The following is an 18,771-nucleotide window of genomic DNA, read 5'->3' as shown; positions in this document are numbered from 1 at the left end:
GTCGTCAGCCTCCAAACCTCATGGTCGCCGCCAGCTTCAGGGTGACGCCGGGCTCGTAGACGACGCTCGTCGTCGATGCGTTCAGCGGGTTTACGTATTTGACGTCGAACAGATTGTCGGCGCGAAAATCGACCTTGAAATTGTCGGTCGCCTGGTAGCTGGCGAAGGCATTGACCAGCGTATAGTCCTTGGCCACCGCGTTGCCCTGCGGCTTGCCGTTGTATTGCACCTCGCCGCCGATGGTCAGCCTGTCCTCGAGGAAGCGAAACCCGAGTTGCCCGGTGACCTGGGAGGAGGGGACCGTGACAAGGTCCGCCCGTTCGCCTTCATAGGAGATGGTGTGGCCGTCGGTGACCGACGCCGACAGCCCGGCAAAACCCCAGGCTGCGTCATAGACGCCCTCCATCTCGAAGCCGTGAATCCTGGCCTTGGCGAAATTCTGGTACCGGAAGCAGATCGGGATGTCCGGACCGAATGGGCAGCCGCTGGTCGGGTCGAACGGCGACAACGTCACGCCGTCGATGTAGTCATCGACGTTGTTGTTGAAATAGGCCGCCTTCAGCCGCAGCGCGTCATCAGCCTCGATGACGCCATTGGTGCTGTAATTGACGCCAAACTCCACCGTCTTGCCGATTTCAGGCTTCAAATTCGGATTGGGGAGAAACGGGAAGCTGACGCCTGACGGATGATTGCCGCTGATCAGCGTCTCCGACAGCGACGGAGAACGGTAGCCTTCCGCATAGGTGCCGTAGAATTGCAGCCCGGAAAGGCCGGCGGTTTCGAAGGGCGAAACGCCCACTGTGATGCGTGGCGACAGCCGGTTGCCAGAGGTTTCGCCGACATCGCTGTCGAGCTTGTAGCTGTCGTAACGCAGCCCGGCGATGACCTCGAGCCAGTGCCAGGTGAGCTTGTCCTGAACGTAAGCGCCGGAGACGTTTCTATCGCCCGAAGGCGTGTAGAAACTGTCGCCGCCCGCCGCGCCGCCTGTCTCGACATCGTCGCCGACCCAGTCGCCGCCATAGGACAGCTCATGCGCGATTCCAACGGTCTCGAATCTCGACGTGTTCCAGATGTCGATGCCGGAAGTTCCGATATCGAATGTCGACATCGAACCCGCTGGCAGGATGATCGGAAGACCGGTGACCGGATCAAACCGGTTTTGCGCGACAAGGGTCGTCAGATCGAGCTTGGTCTTGTTGTAAGACGCGTTGATGTGGAGATCGAGCCAGCTCTTGTCTTCGTCGGTGATGTTGTAGCGGGCCGTGAAGGTATTCGCCTTCAGGTCGGCGTCGTTCACCGGCGCACTGCCGCTGGTTTCGGTCCATCGGTCGTTCGAGCCGATCCAGCCGAGCTTCAGCTCGCTGTTGTCGCTGGGGCGGATGGTCGTCTTGAGCAGCCCGCTCAAGACATCGAAGCCGGTGCCCGCTACAGTGTCGCCGCCGCCATGCCTGTAGTCGTCATAATCGCGGTAGACGATGTTGCCGAGCACGTCCCAATTCTCGTTGATCCGATAGGCACCGCTGGCGCTGGTGGTCCAGCCTTCGCCGTTGGTTTCGTAGCGCCCGGTCGCTGCTGCTGCCCAGGTCTCGTCCGACCTGAGGAAATCCTGCGCATCCTTGGTGTCAAAAAAAACGACGCCGCCGATCGCCCCGGAGCCATAGGTGTTGGCGACCGGGCCGCGGATCACGTCAACGGATTTGATTAATTCGGGATCGATGTAGAAGGTCGATTGCGTGCCATGATCCGAGCGCTGGAAATTCTGACGGGCGCCGTCGACGATGACGGAGACGCGGCCGAAATCCTGCAGGCCGCGGATGTTGATGCTGGAGCTGACACGCCTTGCGTCGGCCTGGACGGCGACACCCGGCACACCGAACAGCATTTCGTTGGGCGTCGTCGCCATGCGGCGCTCGAGCTGTTCCTCGTCGACATGGCTGGCTGACGCAAGCGATTCGATCGCCGTCTCGCCGGTGCGGCTGAGGATCAGGATCTTGTCGAGCAGCGTGGTACCCGTCGGAGCCGGCTTTGCCTGTTCGGGCTGTTGTGACGGGTCAGTCCGTTGCTGGCCGGTTGCCGGTTGGGCGGCCTGCTGGGCGCCGGCCGGTGTGGCGAGCAGCGGGATCGCCGCCGCGCCGGCCAGCAACGCGGCCATTTTGCTTGCCATAGAACCCATTTTTCTTGCCGTCGACCAGTGTGCCAGGCCGCTGCCCGCCGGCCGTCCCCAATTCGCCAACCCCATGCTGCAACTCCAAGAATCCATGTTCGATGCTGGCTGGCTTGGGGCTCGCTGGCATTTTTCATCGCGTCCGGCGCCTTAAATGTTGACTAATTTACTCCGGTATTGCACTGCTAGATAACATGACCATTCAAGTCAAGAATTGAATCGGCATTCACGCAGGCGCCGAGCCAGATGCCCGGCACAGGAAAGGGATCGAACCAATGAACACGCACAATCCCAGCGACTTTCGCTATCGCGTCCGCCGTTCCGACGAAAATTCCATCCGTTTCGACCGGGTCCAATCGGCCGTGAGAACGCTGTCCAGCAACACGCTGTTCCAGGGTGAGCACGAGATCGGCATCGAGCATCATGGTGCGCTGTATCGGCTGAAGATCACCCGGCAGGGCAAGCTCATCCTCAACAAGTAGGTGGTAGAAATGGACCAGCGCGTAAAACCCGCCCCGCACGAGATCCGGCGGGCACGGGCAGACAATCCGAAGATGCGCGAGCGTGAGCTCGCCGCCCAGCTGAGGATTTCGGAGGCCGAACTGGTCGCCGCGCATTGCGGCGACGGGGTCGTGCGCGTCGAGCCGCGTGTCAACGACCTCTTGACTGGCCTCGAAGCTGTCGGTGAGGTGATGGCGCTGACCCGCAACGAAAGCGCGGTGCACGAGAAGATTGGCGTCTACGACAAGGTCGTCACCGGCAATCACAATGCCATGGTGCTCGGCGAAAACATCGACCTGCGCATCTTCCCGAAAGTCTGGGCGCACGGCTTTGCCGTGGAAAAGCGCGATGGCGCCGACATCCGCCGCAGCCTGCAGTTCTTCGACACCGCAGGCGAGGCGGTACACAAGGTGCATCTCAGGCCAGCCTCCAACCTCTACGCCTATCAGAAACTGGTGGCCGGGCTGGAATCGCCGAACCAGGAGCCGACGGTGGCGATTTCAGCGGGCACGGCTGACGAGACCGAGACTGCGGACAATTCGGCGAGCGTCGACGATCTGCGCAACCGCTGGAGCCAGTTGACCGACGTGCACCAGTTCTTCGGCATGCTGAAGACACTGAAGATCAACCGCCGACAGGCGGTGCGCATGGTCGGCCAGGACTACGCCTGGCTGGTGGACAAGGATGTAGTGAACGCCATGTTCAACCACGCCGCTGCCGGCGCCATTCCGATCATGTGCTTTGTCGGCAATCGCGGCTGCATCCAGATCCATTCCGGCCCCGTCGCCTCGATCAAGCCGATGGGACCATGGCTCAACGTGCTCGACGAGACCTTCCATCTGCACCTGCGGACCGACCACATCGATGAGGTCTGGGCCGTGCGCAAGCCGACCAAGGACGGCCATGTCACGTCGCTGGAAGTCTATGGCGCCGACGGCAAGATGATCATCCAGTTCTTCGGGAAGCGGCACGAAGGCGAAAGCGAGCGCGAAGACTGGCGCTTTCTGGCCGAAAACCTGCCGCGTATCCCAAGCCCGACCGCAGCCTGAGGAAAAACGACGATGGTTCTTGTCTCCAGGCTGGCATCGGTCTCCAGGCCGGCGCTTGGTCCTGCGGCCGCCGTTTTCTTGGCATTCGCCACGCTGATGACGGCTCAAGCCGCCGAGGGCATCGCGACTTTCGCCGGTCGCTCGAGGATCGTGGCTATTGGTGGCTCGATCACCGAGATCGTCTACGCGCTCGGCGAGCAGGATCGGCTGGTTGCCCGCGATTCGACCAGCCGTTACCCCGAGGCGGCGCTCAAGCTGCCTGATGTCGGCTACATGCGCCAGCTTTCGCCGGAGGGTGTGCTGTCGGTCAATCCGTCGGGCATATTGGCCCTGCACGGCAGCGGACCGAAGGAAGCCGTCGACGTCTTGAAGAAATCAAGCATACCGTTCATCGAGGTGCCCGAGCGCTATGATAATCAAGGCATTCTCGAAAAGATCCACATCGTCGGCAAGGCGCTCGGCACCGAGGCCAAGGCCGATGCGCTGGCGGCCCAGACAGACGCCAAGCTGAAGGCAGCTGAAAAGCAGACCGCCTCGATCAAGGAGCGCAAGCGCATCCTGTTCGTGCTGTCGATCCAGGGCGGCAGGCTGCTTGCCGCCGGCAGCGACACCGCCGCCGACGGCATCATCAAGCTGTCGGGCGGCATCAACGCCATCGATGGCTTTGCCGGCTACAAGCAATTGTCGGACGAGGCAGTCATCACCGCCAGGCCCGACGTGATCCTGATGATGAACAATGCCGGGCCGGCCACCGCGGATGACGAATTGTTTTCGAACCCTGCCGTGGCTTCGACGCCGGCGGGTGCCGCCCGCAAGCTGATCCGCATGGACGGCGGCTATCTGCTCGGCTTCGGCCCGCGCACGGCCGACGCCATCCATGATCTCGCCGTCTCGCTCTATGGCAGCCAGGTCGCGGATTGAGCGCGATGGCCGATCATTCGATCGCCGGTGCGACGGGCATCATGGCGACGGCAGGTGACCGTTCGCGGCGTGCCTGCCTCGTCATCGTGCTACTCTGCGTCGGGCTGGTTATCGCCGTGCTGTTGTCGCTGACCTCCGGCGCGTCCGATGCCTCGGCCATCGGTGTCATGCACAACTGGCTGTTCGGCGCGTTGCCCGGCGACGCGGCGTTGAGCGCCCGCGACCGCCTGATCATCCATGACATCCGTCTGCCGCGCATCATTCTGGGCGTGCTGATCGGTGCATCGCTTGCCGTCTCCGGTGCCGTCATGCAGGGGTTGTTCCGCAATCCGCTGGCCGACCCCGGCCTGATCGGCGTTTCGGCTGGATCGAGCCTCGGTGCGGTCGCCGTCATCGTGCTTGGTTCGACCATGCTGGCGCCGCTAACTTCGGCGCTCGGCACGCTGGCTCTGCCGCTGGCTGCGTTCTGCGGCGGGCTGGCGACGACATTGCTGCTCTATCGGGTCGCGACACGACAAGGCCGGACCTCGGTCGCCACCATGCTGCTCGCCGGCATCGCGCTGGCGGCGCTTGCCATGGCGCTGACCGGCATCCTGATCTTCATGGCCGACGACCGGCAATTGCGCGACCTGACCTTCTGGCAGCTCGGTTCGCTGGGCGGCGCAACCTGGCAGAAGATCGGCTCGGTCGGGCCGGTCATCGTGCTGGCGCTGGCGGCAATGCCGTTCCTGGCGCGCGGCCTCAACGCGCTGGCGCTTGGCGAGGCCACCGCCGGCCATCTCGGCATCCCGGTGCAGCGGCTGAAATACACCGCCATCATCGGCGTCTCGGCAGCGGTCGGCGCCTCCGTCGCGGTCAGCGGCGGCATCGGCTTCGTCGGTATCGTCGTACCGCATTTGCTGCGTTTGCTGATTGGCCCGGACAACCGCTATCTGCTGCCTGCATCGGCACTGCTTGGTGCGGCGCTGCTGCTTTTGGCCGACGCCGTCGCCCGCACCATCGTCGCCCCGGCCGAATTGCCGATCGGCATCGTCACCGCGGTCGCCGGCGCACCGTTCTTCCTGTGGATACTGCTGCGTAAGCGCGGCGTCATCGACCTGTGAGAGACTGTTTGGAAACTCTACTCTGGCGGCCATCTGATGGCGTTTTTCTGCGCTTCCGGTGCTCACGGACCCAAATGTCCGCTCCGCTCCGGTTCTCGAAACCACCACCATATGACTCGCCAGAGCGAATTTCGAAACAGTCTCTAAGAGGGTTTTTATGATCGAAGCGCGCGATGTCTCGGTGGCGATCGGCGGCAAGCGCATTGTCGCCAATGTCGATTTCGAGGCGCGGCCGGGCGAAATCGCGGCCATTGTCGGCCCCAACGGTGGTTCGGGCAAGACGACCTTCCTCAGAGCAATGTCCGGCGATCTTGGCTATTCGGGAGAGGTCACCGTCAACGGCCGCAATCTATCGGCGATGAAGCCGGTCGAGGCGGCGACGGTCCGTGCAGTGCTGCCGCAGGCGACGACGCTGTCCTTCCCGTTCACCGTGCGCGAGATCGTCAGGCTAGGCCTGGTCGGCGGGCGCTCCGGCGCCTTGCCCGGCGAGGACCAGCGCCTGCCCGAACGGGCGCTGGCTCGCGTCGACCTCGAGGGTTTTGCCGGCCGCTTCTACCAGGAGCTATCCGGCGGCGAACAGCAGCGCGTGCAGCTTGCCCGCGTTCTGTGCCAGGTCTGGGCGCCGGTGCTCGACGGCAAGCCGCGCTATCTGTTCCTCGACGAGCCGGTGTCCAGCCTCGACATCAAGCACCAGCTAATCATCATGGACATCGCTCGCGATTTCGCCAGACGCGGCGGCGGCGTGGTCGCCATCCTGCACGACCTCAATTTGACGGCGATGTATGCCGACCGGATTTTGGTCATGCATCACGGCAGGCTTGCCGCTAAAGGTTCGCCGCAACAGGTGCTCAGCGACGAGCTGATCGAAAAGGTCTTCGATTGCCGGCTGAAGGTCGGCGTGTTGCCGGCGGCAAACATGCCGTTCGTACTGCCGCAATCGGCGGCTTAGGCAATCAGAGAACTCAAGCGGCCGGCGCCCTTTGCACCAGCATGTCGATGCCGAGCAGGTGCCGCACATTGGGGCGCGCCGCCACCAGATCGGCGATCGTGTAGCGCGACAGTACCGCGAAGAAGGCGTTGAGCGCTTCGCGCAATGCCGAATTCAAGGCGCAGCTGTCGACCAGCGGGCATTCGGCGGCATCGTTCTCGAAGCACTCGGCCATGGCAAAGCTTTCCTCAGTCACCCGCACGACATCGAACAGGCTGATTGATTCGGCCGCACGGCCGAGCCTGACGCCGCCATTCCTGCCGCGCACCGTTTCGATCAGCCCGTGCTCGACCAGCGGCTGCAGGATCTTGAACAGGAAAAGTTCCGATACCGAATAGGCGGCGGCGATCTCGGGGATGCGGCTCAACCGTTCGGTGTTGGCGGCGCAATACATCAGAATGCGCATGGCGTAGTTTGTCTGACGGGTAAGCCGCATCGTGTCCTCACATAGCAGTGGTTGGCGTCAATATGGCCTATAGTTTGGAACAATTCCAGACTGGCGCTGCATAATAGATGAATTTCGGCCTCAAGTTTGCGTGCACGATTGCGCGCGCTGAAACCAGCGGCGCGCTTTCCGGGGCAGGCGGCACTAGATAAGTTCGCATACACGATCAGGAGCGGCCCATCATGTCTCGACCAGCCCCGGCATTTGCATCTGTCGCGTCCGCCCGGTTCGATGCCGATGCCAAGCTTTCGGCGCTCAGGCGCACCAAGTTCGTTGCCGCCGCAGCACTTGCGTTTTGCGTGCTGGTCTTTGCGGTGGCGAAATCGCTCGAGAGCCGGCATGCGTGGCTGGGCTTCGTCGCCGCTTTCGCCGAGGCGGCGACGATCGGCGGGCTGGCCGACTGGTATGCGGTGGTGGCGCTGTTTCGGCGGCCGCTTGGCCTGCCAATCCCGCATACGGCCATCATCCCGGAAAACCAGAACCGCATCGCCGACAATCTCGGCCGCTTCATCGAGGTCAATTTCCTGGCGCCGGAACCGGTGCGCGAAAAGCTCGCCGAGGTGGACTTTTCGGCGCTGGTCGCGGACTGGCTGGCCGACCCGAACCGCGCCGCCGATTTGTCGCGTTTCGTTGGCCGGCTGGTGCCGCAGACGCTGGCAGCGGTCGAGCAATCCGGGCTGCGCGGATTCGTCACCAGCCGCATGCTGGAGCAGATCGAGAAGGTACCGCTGGCGCCGCTTGCCGCCGAGCTGCTGTCGGCGCTGACCGACGATCGCCGCCACCAGAAATTATTCGACGAGTTCACCAAGGTGGTCGGCCGCTTCCTGAGCGACGAGCAGGCGCTGGCGACGATGCGCGAGAAGATCCGCGAGGAACTGCCGTCGCTGTTCAACCTGTTTCGCGCCGACGCCTATCTGTTGAAGAAGATCGTTGCGTCGGCCGGCTCGCTGCTCGATGAGGTGCGGGCCGATCCGCACCACCCGATGCGAGCCGAATTCGACCTTTTCGTCGAAACCTTCGTCGAGCGGTTGAGGACATCCAAACAATATGCCAGGCGCGCCGAAAAGCTGAAGCGCGATTTCCTTGCCCGGCCGGAGCTCAGCGCGTTGGCCGGCGATATGTGGGACAGCCTGCGGCTGTTCATCGAACAGGACGCCAAGGCGCCGAATTCGATGATCCGCGACCATCTCGCCACCATGTTCGTCGAGGTCGGCCGCCATCTTGCCGACGACGCGCAGATCAGGGCCGACATGAACCAGGGCTTCATCGTGGCGCTGGCCTCCTTCGTCGAAAGCCAGAAAAGCGGCGTGTCGAAGTTCATCGCCGACCAGGTCAAGCGCTGGGACCTCGCGCAACTGACAAGGCTTATAGAAATGAACATCGGCAAGGACCTGCAATATATCCGCTTCAACGGCATGATCATCGGTGGCCTCGCCGGGCTCGTGCTCTACATCGCCGAACGGCTGTTTCTCGTCGGCTGACTCGTCCGAATGGACCGCTGAGCTTCGCTGCACTATCTTCGGTGCAGTGGCGGCGTTCACGGCAACAGGGGGAGAGAACCAGCATGGCAAAACGACCGGAGTCTGAGTCCTTCATCGACATGTTCGGCAAGTTCGGCCGCGACCTGAAGCTGCCGAATGTCGACGTCGAGGCGATCCTCGCCCACCACGCCAGGAATCTGGAAGCGCTGGAGAAGTCGGCCCGGGCGAGTGCCGCCGGAGCGTCGGCGCTGTTGTCAAGGCAACGCGAGATGCTGCAGGACACACTGCGCGAAATCACCGACATGGCACAAAACTACCGAGCGCCCGGCACTCCGCAGGAAATGATGCAGAAGCAGGCGGCGTTCGCCAGGAAATCCTTCGAGACCGTGCTGAAGAATGCCGGCGAGATGGCCGAACTGGCGAGGGCGTCCGGCACCGAATCGATCGAAATCCTGCGCAGCCGCATCAAGGAGGCGATGGAGGAGATCCGCGCCGGCCATCATAAGGGGTAAGCTGTTCCCCGGCAGCACGCTTGCCGGCAGCGAAGACCGGCGGTTCGCGGCCGAAGATTACGGGCTGGAATCGCACTGGCGAATTGACACGGGGGGCCGGTCGTGGTCCGGAACAGGCAAGCGATCGGGAAAGCAGGAATGACGCAGATACGGCCGAGGACGCCGCCGACCTTCGAGCAACTCAGGGCGATGGCCGGGCAGGAGTTGGGCGTTTCGGACTGGACGTTGGTCGATCAGCACCGCATCGACCAGTTTGCCCAATGCACTGGCGATCATCAATGGATCCATGTCGATCCCGAACGGGCGAAGCGGCAAAGCCCGTTCCGAACGACGATCGCGCATGGCTATCTGACCCTGTCGATCATCGGCGCGCTGGCGCTCGAGATGGGCATCGTGCCCGAAAACACGCAGGCCGCGTTCAATTACGGTTTCGACAAAGTGCGTTTCGTGGCGCCGGTCAGGGTCGGCTCGCGAATCAGGCTGCGCACCACGCTGTTGTCGATGGAAGACAAAGGTCCGGGGCAGTATTTGATGAAGGCCGCCAATACAGTCGAGATCGAAGGCGAGCAAAAGCCGGCGCTGACCGCCGAGACGCTCGTCATGCTTTATGCACGCCGCAAGCGGGCAGGGGCCTGAGGGCACAGCCTCAGGCCAGCAGGCTTCCGGCAGCGCAATCAACGCGACATCGCCTCTTCAAGCGCCCTGAAAATCCGGTCGTCGCCCGATTGGGCGACGTTGAAGCGCATGTAACGGCTGGCCGAAAGGGACAGGCTGAACGCATTGCCGGGCGCAAGCACGACGTTGGCCGACAAAGCGTGACGGGCGACGTCCGCGGCATCTATTTCCTCCGGCAGCCTGCACCATAAAAACATGCCGGCCGGCTGATCTATCCACGGCACGATGCCGATTGCTCTGAGCCGAGTGCCGGTTTCTTCCATGGCGCGCGAGAGCCGCGCGCGCAGCAGATCGACGTGCTTGCGATAGAGGCCGTCCTTCAGCAGCGTCAGCACCAGTTCGGATGCAAGTCGCCCGCTGCCAAAGGATGTGGCAATCTTGAGATCGGTCAAACCTTCCATCCAGTCGCGAGGAGCGGCGATGAAGCCGCAGCGCACCGATGCCGACAGCGTCTTGGAAAAGCTTCCGATATGGATGACCCGGCTGAGGCCGTCGAAGGCCGCCAGCCTGGGGGCGGGCGTGTGTTCGAAATCGGCGAAGATATCGTCCTCGATGATCGTCAGCCCCGACTGATCGGCGAGCTTCAGCACCCGATGGGCAACGACCGGGGACAATATCGCGCCGGTCGGATTATGGAGCGCCGAATTGGTGATGTAGAGGCGCGGCCGGTGCTCGTTCAGCGCCTGCGCGAACAGTTCGATGTCCGGCCCCGAGCGCGTGTAGGGGACGCTGATCACCTTGGCCTGATGGGCGCGCAACAGGGCATGGAAGTTGAAATAGCAGGGATCGTCAACCAACACCGTGTCACCCGGTTCGAGCAGGAACCGGCACAGCAGGTCGATCGCCTGAGTGCCCGATGCCGTCAGCATGATCTGTTCCGGGGACGCTTCGATGCCGTGCTCGGCCATGCGCCGCGCCAGCAGGTGTCGCAACGCCGGCAACCCGAGCGGCGTGCCGTAATCGGTCAGCGCTGCGTCGTCGGCGCGGGCCATCGTCCGCAGCGCGCGACGCAATCCGGCCTCGGGCATCCATGACGCCGGCAACCAGCCGCAACCCGGTTTCAGGACGCCGTCGCCGGCTTCCAGCGATTGGCGCGAGACCCAGAGCGGGTCGACAGCACGGTCAAGCCTGGGGCCGATCTCGGCCAGCGACAGCGGAGCCAGCGGTCCGGCGGCATAGAAGCCCGAGCCTGGCCGCGAGCGGATCATGCCTTCCGCCGCAAGACGTTCATAGGCTTCGACCACGGTGGATTTGGAAACCTGCATGGCCTTGGCGAAAGCCCGGATCGAAGGCAGCCGCATTCCCGGTGTCAGGCCGCGCGAGGCGATCCTGTGCCTGATCGTCGCCATGACGCTTTCGACAAGCGTCCGGCTGCCTTCATCTGTTGTCGTCTGCTCGTCCATCCGTACTGCTCGCCCCACCATGACAGTTTTGTCAAACTGTACCTGATTGTCTCTGGCGGAGCCATACGCACGGCCCGATAGAGGGCGAAATCAGCGGGGCATCTATGGACAAGGCGGCGAGTAGCTGGGCGGCGAGCAGTTGGGCGGCAAGTGGCTGGGTCAACGGGTTCATCGGCGTGCTGATCTTCAGCGGTTCGCTGCCGGCGACGCGCGTGGCGGTGATGGATTTCGATCCGGTGTTCGTAACGGTCGCCCGTGCGGCTTCGGCGGGCATCCTCGGCCTGGGGCTGCTGCTTCTCTTTCGCCAGAAGCGCCCGGAGCGGCGAGATCTGTTCCCGCTGGCGATCGTGGCGCTTGGCGTCGTGGTCGGCTTTCCCCTGCTGACGGCGCTGGCGCTCAAGCACATCACGTCGGCTCACTCCATCATTTTCGTCGGCCTGTTGCCGTTGGCGACCGCGATCTTCGGCGTGGTTCGAGGCGGCGATCGCCCGAAGCCGGCGTTCTGGCTGTTCTCCTGCCTCGGCAGCGCCCTTGTTGCCGGTTTTGCAGTCACGCAAGGCCTGTCGGTCTCGCCGCTCGGCGACATCCTGATGCTGGCCGCCATCATCGTGTGCGGATTGGGCTATGCGGAGGGAGCGGCGCTGTCGCGCAAACTCGGCGGTTGGCAGGTGATTTCGTGGGCGCTGGTGCTGTCGCTGCCGGTCATGCTGGCGCTGACGTTCATCACCATGCCGCCGTCGCTCGAAAGTGCCGGCAGGGGCGCATGGACAGGCTTGGCCTATGTTTCGCTGTTCAGCATGCTGATCGGTTTCGTGTTCTGGTATCGCGGCCTGGCGCAAGGCGGCATCGCCGCGGTCGGGCAGTTGCAACTGCTGCAGCCTTTCTTCGGCCTTGGGCTGGCGGCAGCGCTGCTGCATGAGCAGGTCAGTCCCGCCATGATCGCCGTCACCGCCGCCGTCGTGCTTTGCGTCGTCGGTGCCAAGAGATATGCAAAATAGGTGCGCCAGCACACTCTTGACTCGATACAATCGCGTCCAATTGATACCAAGAGCTGCCGACCTGGCGGAATGACGTCTCGAGGTGCCGAGTCGGCCAGAGTGGCACAAGGCGCGAGGTGGCCTCACGTCGGCGTGGCGGAAAAAGGGATGATTTTGGTGCCTGGGGTCCAGAAGATAGTTTTGTCCTCCGGCGGCGAGGTGGCCGTCCGGACGGCTGGTGACGCTTCCAAGCCCGCGCTCGTGCTGCTGCACGGCTTTCCTAGCTCTTCGCGGACGTTTCGCGACGTGATCGCGCCGCTCTCCGGCAGCGCCTATGTCGTGGCGCCTGACCTGCCGGGCTTCGGCGCGTCCGATCTGCCGCCCGAGCCATCGTTCGACATGCTGGCCGGCGCGATTGAAGAGCTGCTCTCGCGTCTCAACGTTGGCCGCAGGTTTCTTTATCTGCATGATTTCGGAACCCCGGTAGCGCTTCATCTCGCCATGCGCGCGCCGGAACTCGTCGAAGGCCTCGTTATCCAGAATGCCAATGCCCACCGCTCCGGTTTTGGTCCGCAATGGGCAGACACATTGGACTTCTGGGCTGCGCCGAATGCGGCGAATGAGCAGGCCGCCACCGCCCATCTGACCCTCGAGGGAACCCGCGACCAGTATGTCGCCGGCCTGCCCGGCGAGATCGCGGCGCAGATCGATCCAGGTGGTTGGATTGAAGACTGGCGGGTCATGTGCCTGCCGGGACGACTTGATCTGCAGAAGGCGCTCATTGCCGACTACGGCCGATATGTCGACCGGTTCGGGGAGGTGGCTGATTATCTGGCGAAGCATCAGCCCCGAGCGATGCTTCTTTGGGGTCGCCACGATGCCTTCTTCGACATTGCAGAGGTTCAATCCTGGCTTGTGGATCTTCCCCGGATGGAGGCTCACGTCTTCGACGCAGGACATTTCCTCCTGGAGACGCATGCGCTCAAGGCTGCTGAACTGATGCTGGAGTTCGTCGCCGGCGGCTCAGCTAAGCGCGCTGGCCGCGGCGACCAGAAATAGTCGAAAGGATCAGCGCCGCCACTACCAGGGCCGTCGCCACCTGGAAAGTGACCTGCATCCCTCGTGCGGCTGCCGCAGGTGCTAATATGGCCAAGCCAGTTCCTTCGCTTCCGGCAGCCGATGCGAAGGCAAACACCGCGCCCATCACCGACGCACCGGTGATCAGGCCGAGATTGCGCGACAGATTGAGAAGGCCGGAGACGACGCCGCGCTGGTCGGGTGCCACGCCGGTCATCACGGCTGAATTGTTGGAGGTCTGAAACAGGCTGTAGCCGGTGCAGACGATGATGATCGGCACGATATAGCCGGCAATACCGAATTCCGCCCGCGACAGAGCAAAAGTACCAATAGCGAGATCGAACAGGCCGACGATCGTGATCCGGTGCGCCCCCAAACGATCGACCAGGCGTCCGGCCGGCAGCGCCGCCAGTGCGGTAACCAGAGGGCCGGTCGACAGAACCAGCCCGACCATGGCTGCGTCCAGTCCGAGCGCACGCGACAGATAGAACGGCGCGACCACCAGCGTCGCCATCATGACGGTGGCGACGATCAGGTTCATGGCGAGGCTTGCGTTCAACGCCTGATCGCGGAACCTCGCAGGTTGAATCAAAGGGTTCTCGGTCCTTGTCTGCGCAATGACGAACAGCAGGCCAGCCACGGCGGCGGCAATCAGCAAACCGGCATTGAGGAAACCAAAACTGCCGCGCCCAAGCGTCATGGCGAGCGCATAGGCGGCCAGCGTCAGAGCAAGTAAGGCCGTGCCGATCCCGTCGAAACCGCGCCGATCTGGCGTCTTTTTTCCGGCCGGCAGGACGCGCCAGGCGAGCGCGAAGGCCAGCGCCCCCAACGGCAGATTGATGAGGAAGATCGCGCGCCAGCCGAGGCCGGCGATCAGCAATCCGCCAAGCGAGGGGCCAAGCGTGGTGCCGATCGCCGACATGGCGCCGAGCAGGCCCATGGCGCTGCCGGTTTTTCCCCGGGGGACCGTGTCCGCGACAAAGGCCAGCGTCAGAGCCATCATGACAGCCGCGCCGAGCCCCTGTGCCGCCCGTGCGGCGATCAGCAGCCAGAGCGTCGGGGCAAGCCCGCAGAGCACGGATGCGAAGGTGAACAGGGCAATGCCGCCGAGCAATAGCGGGCGGCGGCCGAATATATCGGCGAGCCGCCCGGCGCTGACGATCAAGGTGGTGATGGCGAGCAGATAGGCAAGGACGACCCATTGCACGAGCTGGAACGATGCGCCGAACGCTTGCATCAGCGATGGCAGCCCGACGCTGGCGATGCTGGTGGCGAGCGACGACAGCAGCGTTGAAAGCGACAGGCTTGCCAATGCCCATCGGGTCGAGCGTGCGCTCACCGGGGCAACTTTGTCCCAGGTCTTTTCAGCGGTCGATGCCAAGGTGAACTCCTTTGCCGTCAGCCCCAAATCGGAGCTGTCGGAGACTATTCCCTCGCATGATGTGGCGGAAGGCGCAGTATTTGCATCTTATTCATGCATAAAACGCCACATCACGCCGAGCTGTGCTATGGTCGTTCCATGTCGTCGCCAGATCTCAATCTGCTTGTCGCCCTCGATGTGCTGCTGACCGAGGGCAGTGTGGCGCGCGCGGCCGGGCGGCTGCGCCTCAGTCCCTCGGCGATGAGCCGGACGTTGGCGCGGTTGCGCCAGGCGACAGGCGACCCATTGCTGGTTCGGGCTGGCCGTGGCCTGGTTGCGACACCGCGCGCCCTCGAATTGCAGCAGCAAGTGGGCCGCGTCGTGCAGGATGCGGAAGCGCTGCTGCGTCCGGCCAGGCCCCTCGACCTCTCCGCTCTCGACAAGGTCTTCACGCTGCGCGCCAACGAAAGTTTTGTCGAGGAGTTCGCACCGCGTCTTGTGACCCGTGTCGAAGCGGATGCGCCCGGCGTGCGGCTGCGTTTTGCGCCGAAATCCGACAAGAGCGACATGTCGTTGCGCGACGCGGCGATTGATCTCGAAATCGGGGTTGCCAGTGAGACGAGCCCTGAAATGCGCATTCAGGCGCTGTTTCGCGACCGCTTCATCGGTGTGGTGCGAACGGGACATAAACTGAGCGAGGGCCCGGTGAGCCCGGAACGTTATGCGGCCGGTCGCCACATCAGCGTGTCGCGGCGTGGCCGCGAAAAGGGCCCGATCGACGAGGCCTTGAAACTGCTGGGTCTCCAGCGGACGGTTGCGTGCATGGTTTCCAGCTTCTCGGCCACGCTCGCCATGGCGCGCGCCTCCGATCTGATCGCCAGCGTCCCCGAACGGCACACGCTGGGCGCGCGCGCAGGCATGTACAGCTTCCCGTTGCCGGTCGATATCGAGGAGGTCACCATTTCGATGCTCTGGCATCCGCGGCTCGATGGCGATCCGGCGCAGCGCTGGCTGCGAGCCTGCGTGCGGGAGGTCTGCGCGTCGTTTCGTTGATCCAGAGTCGGGGCGTGATCTAGAATCTGGTCACCACGCCGATGCCGATGCCTTCGAAGCCGCCCATCGCCATCAAAGCGGCCGGCGCTTCCTCGAGGCTGATCTTCTTGCCGACCAGGAGTTCGGGTTTGAGCTTGCCGGTGCGGATCATCTCCATCATCGCCTGGTAGCGAAACGCCTGCATGCCGTGGCTGCCGCGGATTTCGAGCTCGAATGCGATCACCTTGTCCATCGGAATCTGCGGCCTGGCATGGTCGCCGAGCATCAGGCCGACCTGCACGTGGCGCCCGCGGCGGCGCAGGTTCGCGATCGAATTGAACGAAGTACTGGGGTGGCCGAGCGCGTCCATCGACATATGCGCGCCGCCATTGGTGATCTGCTTGACCGCCTTGACCACGTTGGGCGTCTTTGCCGCGTTGATCGTCGCCACCGCGCCGATCTTTTTGGCAAAGTCCAGCTTCTCGTCGGTGAGGTCGATGGCGACGACATTGGCGCCCATGGCGCTGGCGATCATGATCGCCGACAGGCCGACGCCGCCGCAGCCATGTACGGCCACCCATTCGCCGGGAGCCACGCGGCCCTGATCGACGATGGCGCGGAACGAGGTGACGAAGCGGCAGCCGAGGCTGGCGGCGGTGGCGAATTCCATCTCGTCGGGCAAGCGTACGAGATTGGTATCGGCATGGTCGATGGCGACATATTCGGCGAACGACCCCCAGGCGGTGAAGCCGGGCTGGAACTGGTGCTCGCAGACCTGGTGGTTGCCCGACGTGCATTCGAAGCAGCGGCCGCAGCCGACGGCAAACGGCACGGTGACGCGCTCGCCGCCCTTCCAGCGGGTCACCTGGTTGCCTGCGGAGACCACGACGCCGGCCAGTTCGTGGCCCGGCACATGCGGCAGCCGGATGCCGTCGTCGTGGCCCATCCAGCCATGCCAATCGCTGCGGCAGAGGCCAGTCGCCTCCACCTTGATGACGACGCCTTCCGGCGAAGGCGTCGGATCCGGCACGGTCTGAATCGTCGGCGCCTCGCCGAATTTTTCGAAGACGACGGCTTTCATGACAAGGCTTTCATAAGTTTCAATTCACCAAGGGCGCATTCGTCAGGCGGTTGTTCGGAGTTAGCTTGATGCCGGCGGCGTGTCGAGAAGCGGTTGCCGCTTTCGAAACCACTCGCTCGCTTCAGTATCCCACGGCCAGATGCCTTCGGTCGTAGGATAGATAAGCTGCATAACCCTGAAGCCCAGGCCGTCGTAGAACCAGATGTCCCAACCGAAATGTTCAGGGTAGTGCTCAACATGGACCGAGCCGAACTGACAGTCGAAGCCGCCTATGAAACCAGACGATCGCTGCCCGATGCGGAAAATCTCGCCGTTGCACACCCGTCTGCAGTATTGGTTGATGACAGACTGGGAAAGCTCTGGCTTCAGCCCGACAACGACCAGTTCAGGAGCATTGAAATTGTGCTCTATCCCAACCGAGTAGCTGAAAGGCGGATGCTCGCCTTCTTCCAGCACATACAGAATGTGGCAGCCATATTCTTCGATGTCGGCGAGCGTTTTCGCTTCATCTGGATCTTTGGCTTCTCTATTCGGCATCGATCTGGTTCTCCGGCGCGGCCTTCTGGAACCCCGGCAGCGCCATGCAGGCGGCATTGATGCGCGAGATCGTCGGGTAGGGCGTCATGTCGACGCCGAAGCGGGCATTGCTGGTGACCTGTGCGACCAGGCAGATATCGGCCAGCCCCGGCGTGTCGCCATGGCAGAATGTCTTGGTCTCGGGCGAGGAAGCCAGAATCTTTTCAAGCGGCTGGAAGCCTTCGTTGACCCAGTGCCGGAACCAGTTGACGACATCCTGGTCGCCGGCGCCGAACAGCGTGCGCAACGAGGTCAGCACGCGCAGATTGTTCACCGGATGGATGTCGCATGCGATCATCTGCGCCAGCATCCTGACGCGGGCGCGGCCAGACGCATCCTTGGGCAGCAGCGGTGGCTCAGGGGTGGTCTCGTCAAGATATTCGATGATCGCCAGCGATTGCGTCAGCAGCGTGCCATCGCTGAGGACCAGCGCCGGCACCAGCCCTTGCGGATTGACCGCGAGGTAGGCGGGATCCAGATGCTCGCCGTGGCGCAAATGATGCGGCACGTACTCGTAGGCCAAGCCCTTCATCTCCAGCGCGATCCGCACCCGGTAAGAGGTCGAGGAACGGTAGTAGTTGTGAAGGACGATATCGCTCATTGTGTCACGGGCTCGGTTGGCCGATGGTCAGTTCGATTTCGCCGATGCCGTCGACGCCGCCGGTGATCTTTTCGCCCGGCCCAACGGCGCCGACGCCGGCCGGCGTGCCGGTGAAGATCAGGTCGCCGGGCCTAAGTTCTACCGCCTCGCTGCAAATCGAGACGATGTCGGGAACCGGCCAGATCAGTTCGGCAAGGTCGCCGTCCTGCCTGATCTCGCCGTCGACCGCGAGCCAGATGCGGCCCTTCTCGGGATGACCGGATTGTTGCGCCGGGACCAGCGGGCCGCAGGGCGCTGAACGGTCGAAGGCTTTCGACCAGTCCCACGGTCGTGCCGCCTTTTTCGCCTCGTCCTGAAGGTCGCGGCGGGTCAGGTCGACGCCGACGCCGTAACCCCAGACATGGTTCAGCGCCCGCTGGCGCGGGATGCGAAAGCCGGTCTTGCCGATCGCGACGACCAGCTCGATTTCGTGATGCAGGTTTTGGGTCAGCGGCGGGTAGGGGATCGTGGCGCCCGAACGGACTACCGCGTCGACCACTGCGTCGCCCGGTTTGGTGAAGAAGAAGGGCGGGTCGCGCTCGTCATTGCCGAACTCGCGGGCATGGGTGGCATAGTTGCGGCCGACGCAGAATATGCGGCGCACCGCAAAACGCTCCGGCGAGCCGGCGACGGCCACCGACGGGGTTGCGGGCAGGGGAAGGACGAAGCCGGTCATGCACTGTCTCTGTTCAGTGGATCTGTCGCCGGCACATTCGGCCGATTTGGGCAAACGGGCAAGGCATTGGATGGCGGAGGAGCAGGCCTGCCGCACGGTGCCGCGGAAAT

Annotated in this window: 19 protein-coding genes; 11 read left to right on the top strand and 8 right to left on the bottom strand. The window is 63.4% G+C overall.

Annotated elements, in window-relative coordinates; all coding sequences use genetic code 11:
• Positions 1–4: 4 nt before the first annotated feature.
• A complete protein-coding gene (locus NKH42_RS17010; RefSeq protein ID WP_352751330.1) occupies positions 5–2,152 on the bottom strand; it encodes a TonB-dependent hemoglobin/transferrin/lactoferrin family receptor in 2,148 nt (715 codons plus the stop codon).
• 287 nt (positions 2,153–2,439) lie between these two features.
• On the opposite strand from NKH42_RS17010, the gene hemP reads away from it, so the two are divergent.
• The 5 genes from hemP (at position 2,440) to NKH42_RS16985 (ending at position 6,687) form a co-directional block, all read left to right on the top strand.
• The gene (gene hemP / locus NKH42_RS17005; RefSeq protein ID WP_352477658.1) at positions 2,440–2,646 is read left to right on the top strand and encodes a hemin uptake protein HemP; all 207 of its coding nucleotides are present in this window, start codon (positions 2,440–2,442) and stop codon (positions 2,644–2,646) included.
• A gap of 9 nt (positions 2,647–2,655) precedes the next feature.
• Positions 2,656–3,714 (top strand): hemin-degrading factor, encoded by a 1,059-nt coding sequence (locus NKH42_RS17000; protein ID WP_352688203.1) that lies wholly within the window; start codon positions 2,656–2,658, stop codon positions 3,712–3,714.
• 12 nt (positions 3,715–3,726) lie between these two features.
• Positions 3,727–4,635, top strand: coding sequence for a heme/hemin ABC transporter substrate-binding protein (locus NKH42_RS16995; protein WP_352505794.1), 909 nt, complete (start codon positions 3,727–3,729; stop codon positions 4,633–4,635).
• A gap of 5 nt (positions 4,636–4,640) precedes the next feature.
• Entirely contained in the window at positions 4,641–5,738 is a 1,098-nt protein-coding gene (locus NKH42_RS16990) for a FecCD family ABC transporter permease (protein WP_352505795.1), read from the top strand.
• Between the two features lie 157 nt (positions 5,739–5,895).
• Entirely contained in the window at positions 5,896–6,687 is a 792-nt protein-coding gene (locus NKH42_RS16985; protein WP_352974321.1) for a heme ABC transporter ATP-binding protein, read from the top strand.
• 13 nt (positions 6,688–6,700) lie between these two features.
• Here the strand turns inward: NKH42_RS16985 and rirA are convergent, their stop codons facing one another.
• Complete coding sequence (gene rirA / locus NKH42_RS16980; protein ID WP_352477664.1) at positions 6,701–7,162, bottom strand: iron-responsive transcriptional regulator RirA; 462 nt, start codon at positions 7,160–7,162, stop codon at positions 6,701–6,703.
• A gap of 191 nt (positions 7,163–7,353) precedes the next feature.
• Between rirA and NKH42_RS16975 the strand changes: the two genes are divergently transcribed.
• The 3 genes from NKH42_RS16975 (at position 7,354) to NKH42_RS16965 (ending at position 9,800) form a co-directional block, all read left to right on the top strand.
• Positions 7,354–8,652, top strand: a complete 1,299-nt coding sequence (locus tag NKH42_RS16975) for a DUF445 domain-containing protein (protein ID WP_352477666.1) — start codon at positions 7,354–7,356, stop codon at positions 8,650–8,652.
• An 83-nt stretch (positions 8,653–8,735) separates the two neighbouring features.
• The gene (locus tag NKH42_RS16970) at positions 8,736–9,164 is read left to right on the top strand and encodes a phasin family protein (protein WP_352505797.1); all 429 of its coding nucleotides are present in this window, start codon (positions 8,736–8,738) and stop codon (positions 9,162–9,164) included.
• Positions 9,165–9,302: 138 nt separating this feature from the next.
• The gene (locus NKH42_RS16965) at positions 9,303–9,800 is read left to right on the top strand and encodes a MaoC family dehydratase (protein WP_352505798.1); all 498 of its coding nucleotides are present in this window, start codon (positions 9,303–9,305) and stop codon (positions 9,798–9,800) included.
• Between the two features lie 38 nt (positions 9,801–9,838).
• On the opposite strand, the gene NKH42_RS16960 is transcribed toward NKH42_RS16965, so the two are convergent.
• Entirely contained in the window at positions 9,839–11,242 is a 1,404-nt protein-coding gene (locus NKH42_RS16960) for an aminotransferase-like domain-containing protein (protein WP_352505799.1), read from the bottom strand.
• A gap of 104 nt (positions 11,243–11,346) precedes the next feature.
• Here NKH42_RS16960 and NKH42_RS16955 point away from each other — a divergent pair, with 104 nt between their 5' ends.
• Entirely contained in the window at positions 11,347–12,240 is an 894-nt protein-coding gene (locus NKH42_RS16955) for a DMT family transporter (RefSeq protein ID WP_352751327.1), read from the top strand.
• Positions 12,241–13,278 (top strand): alpha/beta fold hydrolase, encoded by a 1,038-nt coding sequence (locus tag NKH42_RS16950; protein WP_352821365.1) that lies wholly within the window; start codon positions 12,241–12,243, stop codon positions 13,276–13,278.
• Here the strand turns inward: NKH42_RS16950 and NKH42_RS16945 are convergent.
• Positions 13,247–14,677, bottom strand: a complete 1,431-nt coding sequence (locus NKH42_RS16945; RefSeq protein ID WP_502906427.1) for an MFS transporter — start codon at positions 14,675–14,677, stop codon at positions 13,247–13,249. The two genes, NKH42_RS16950 and NKH42_RS16945, sit on opposite strands and share 32 nt — an antisense overlap.
• A gap of 138 nt (positions 14,678–14,815) precedes the next feature.
• On the opposite strand from NKH42_RS16945, the gene NKH42_RS16940 reads away from it, so the two are divergent.
• Complete coding sequence (locus NKH42_RS16940) at positions 14,816–15,709, top strand: LysR family transcriptional regulator (protein WP_352505868.1); 894 nt, start codon at positions 14,816–14,818, stop codon at positions 15,707–15,709.
• A gap of 19 nt (positions 15,710–15,728) precedes the next feature.
• Here NKH42_RS16940 and NKH42_RS16935 read toward each other — a convergent pair whose 3' ends face one another.
• The 4 genes from NKH42_RS16935 to NKH42_RS16920 are packed head-to-tail and all read right to left on the bottom strand — an operon-like array spanning position 15,729 to position 18,661.
• Positions 15,729–16,769 (bottom strand): zinc-dependent alcohol dehydrogenase family protein, encoded by a 1,041-nt coding sequence (locus tag NKH42_RS16935; RefSeq protein WP_352505802.1) that lies wholly within the window; start codon positions 16,767–16,769, stop codon positions 15,729–15,731.
• A 60-nt stretch (positions 16,770–16,829) separates the two neighbouring features.
• Positions 16,830–17,306 (bottom strand): DUF4262 domain-containing protein, encoded by a 477-nt coding sequence (locus NKH42_RS16930; protein WP_352505803.1) that lies wholly within the window; start codon positions 17,304–17,306, stop codon positions 16,830–16,832.
• Entirely contained in the window at positions 17,296–17,946 is a 651-nt protein-coding gene (maiA, locus tag NKH42_RS16925; RefSeq protein WP_352505804.1) for a maleylacetoacetate isomerase, read from the bottom strand. Before maiA ends, NKH42_RS16930 begins: the two co-directional genes overlap by 11 nt.
• Before the next feature lie 4 nt (positions 17,947–17,950).
• Positions 17,951–18,661 (bottom strand): fumarylacetoacetate hydrolase family protein, encoded by a 711-nt coding sequence (locus tag NKH42_RS16920; protein ID WP_352505805.1) that lies wholly within the window; start codon positions 18,659–18,661, stop codon positions 17,951–17,953.
• Positions 18,662–18,771 lie beyond the last annotated feature (110 nt).

Origin of the sequence: Mesorhizobium sp. M1142, from assembly GCF_040318565.1 — a bacterium.
Lineage (GTDB): Bacteria > Pseudomonadota > Alphaproteobacteria > Rhizobiales > Rhizobiaceae > Mesorhizobium.
Note: the sequence above shows the minus strand (reverse complement) of the source record. Positions and strands in the feature narration are given on the sequence as shown.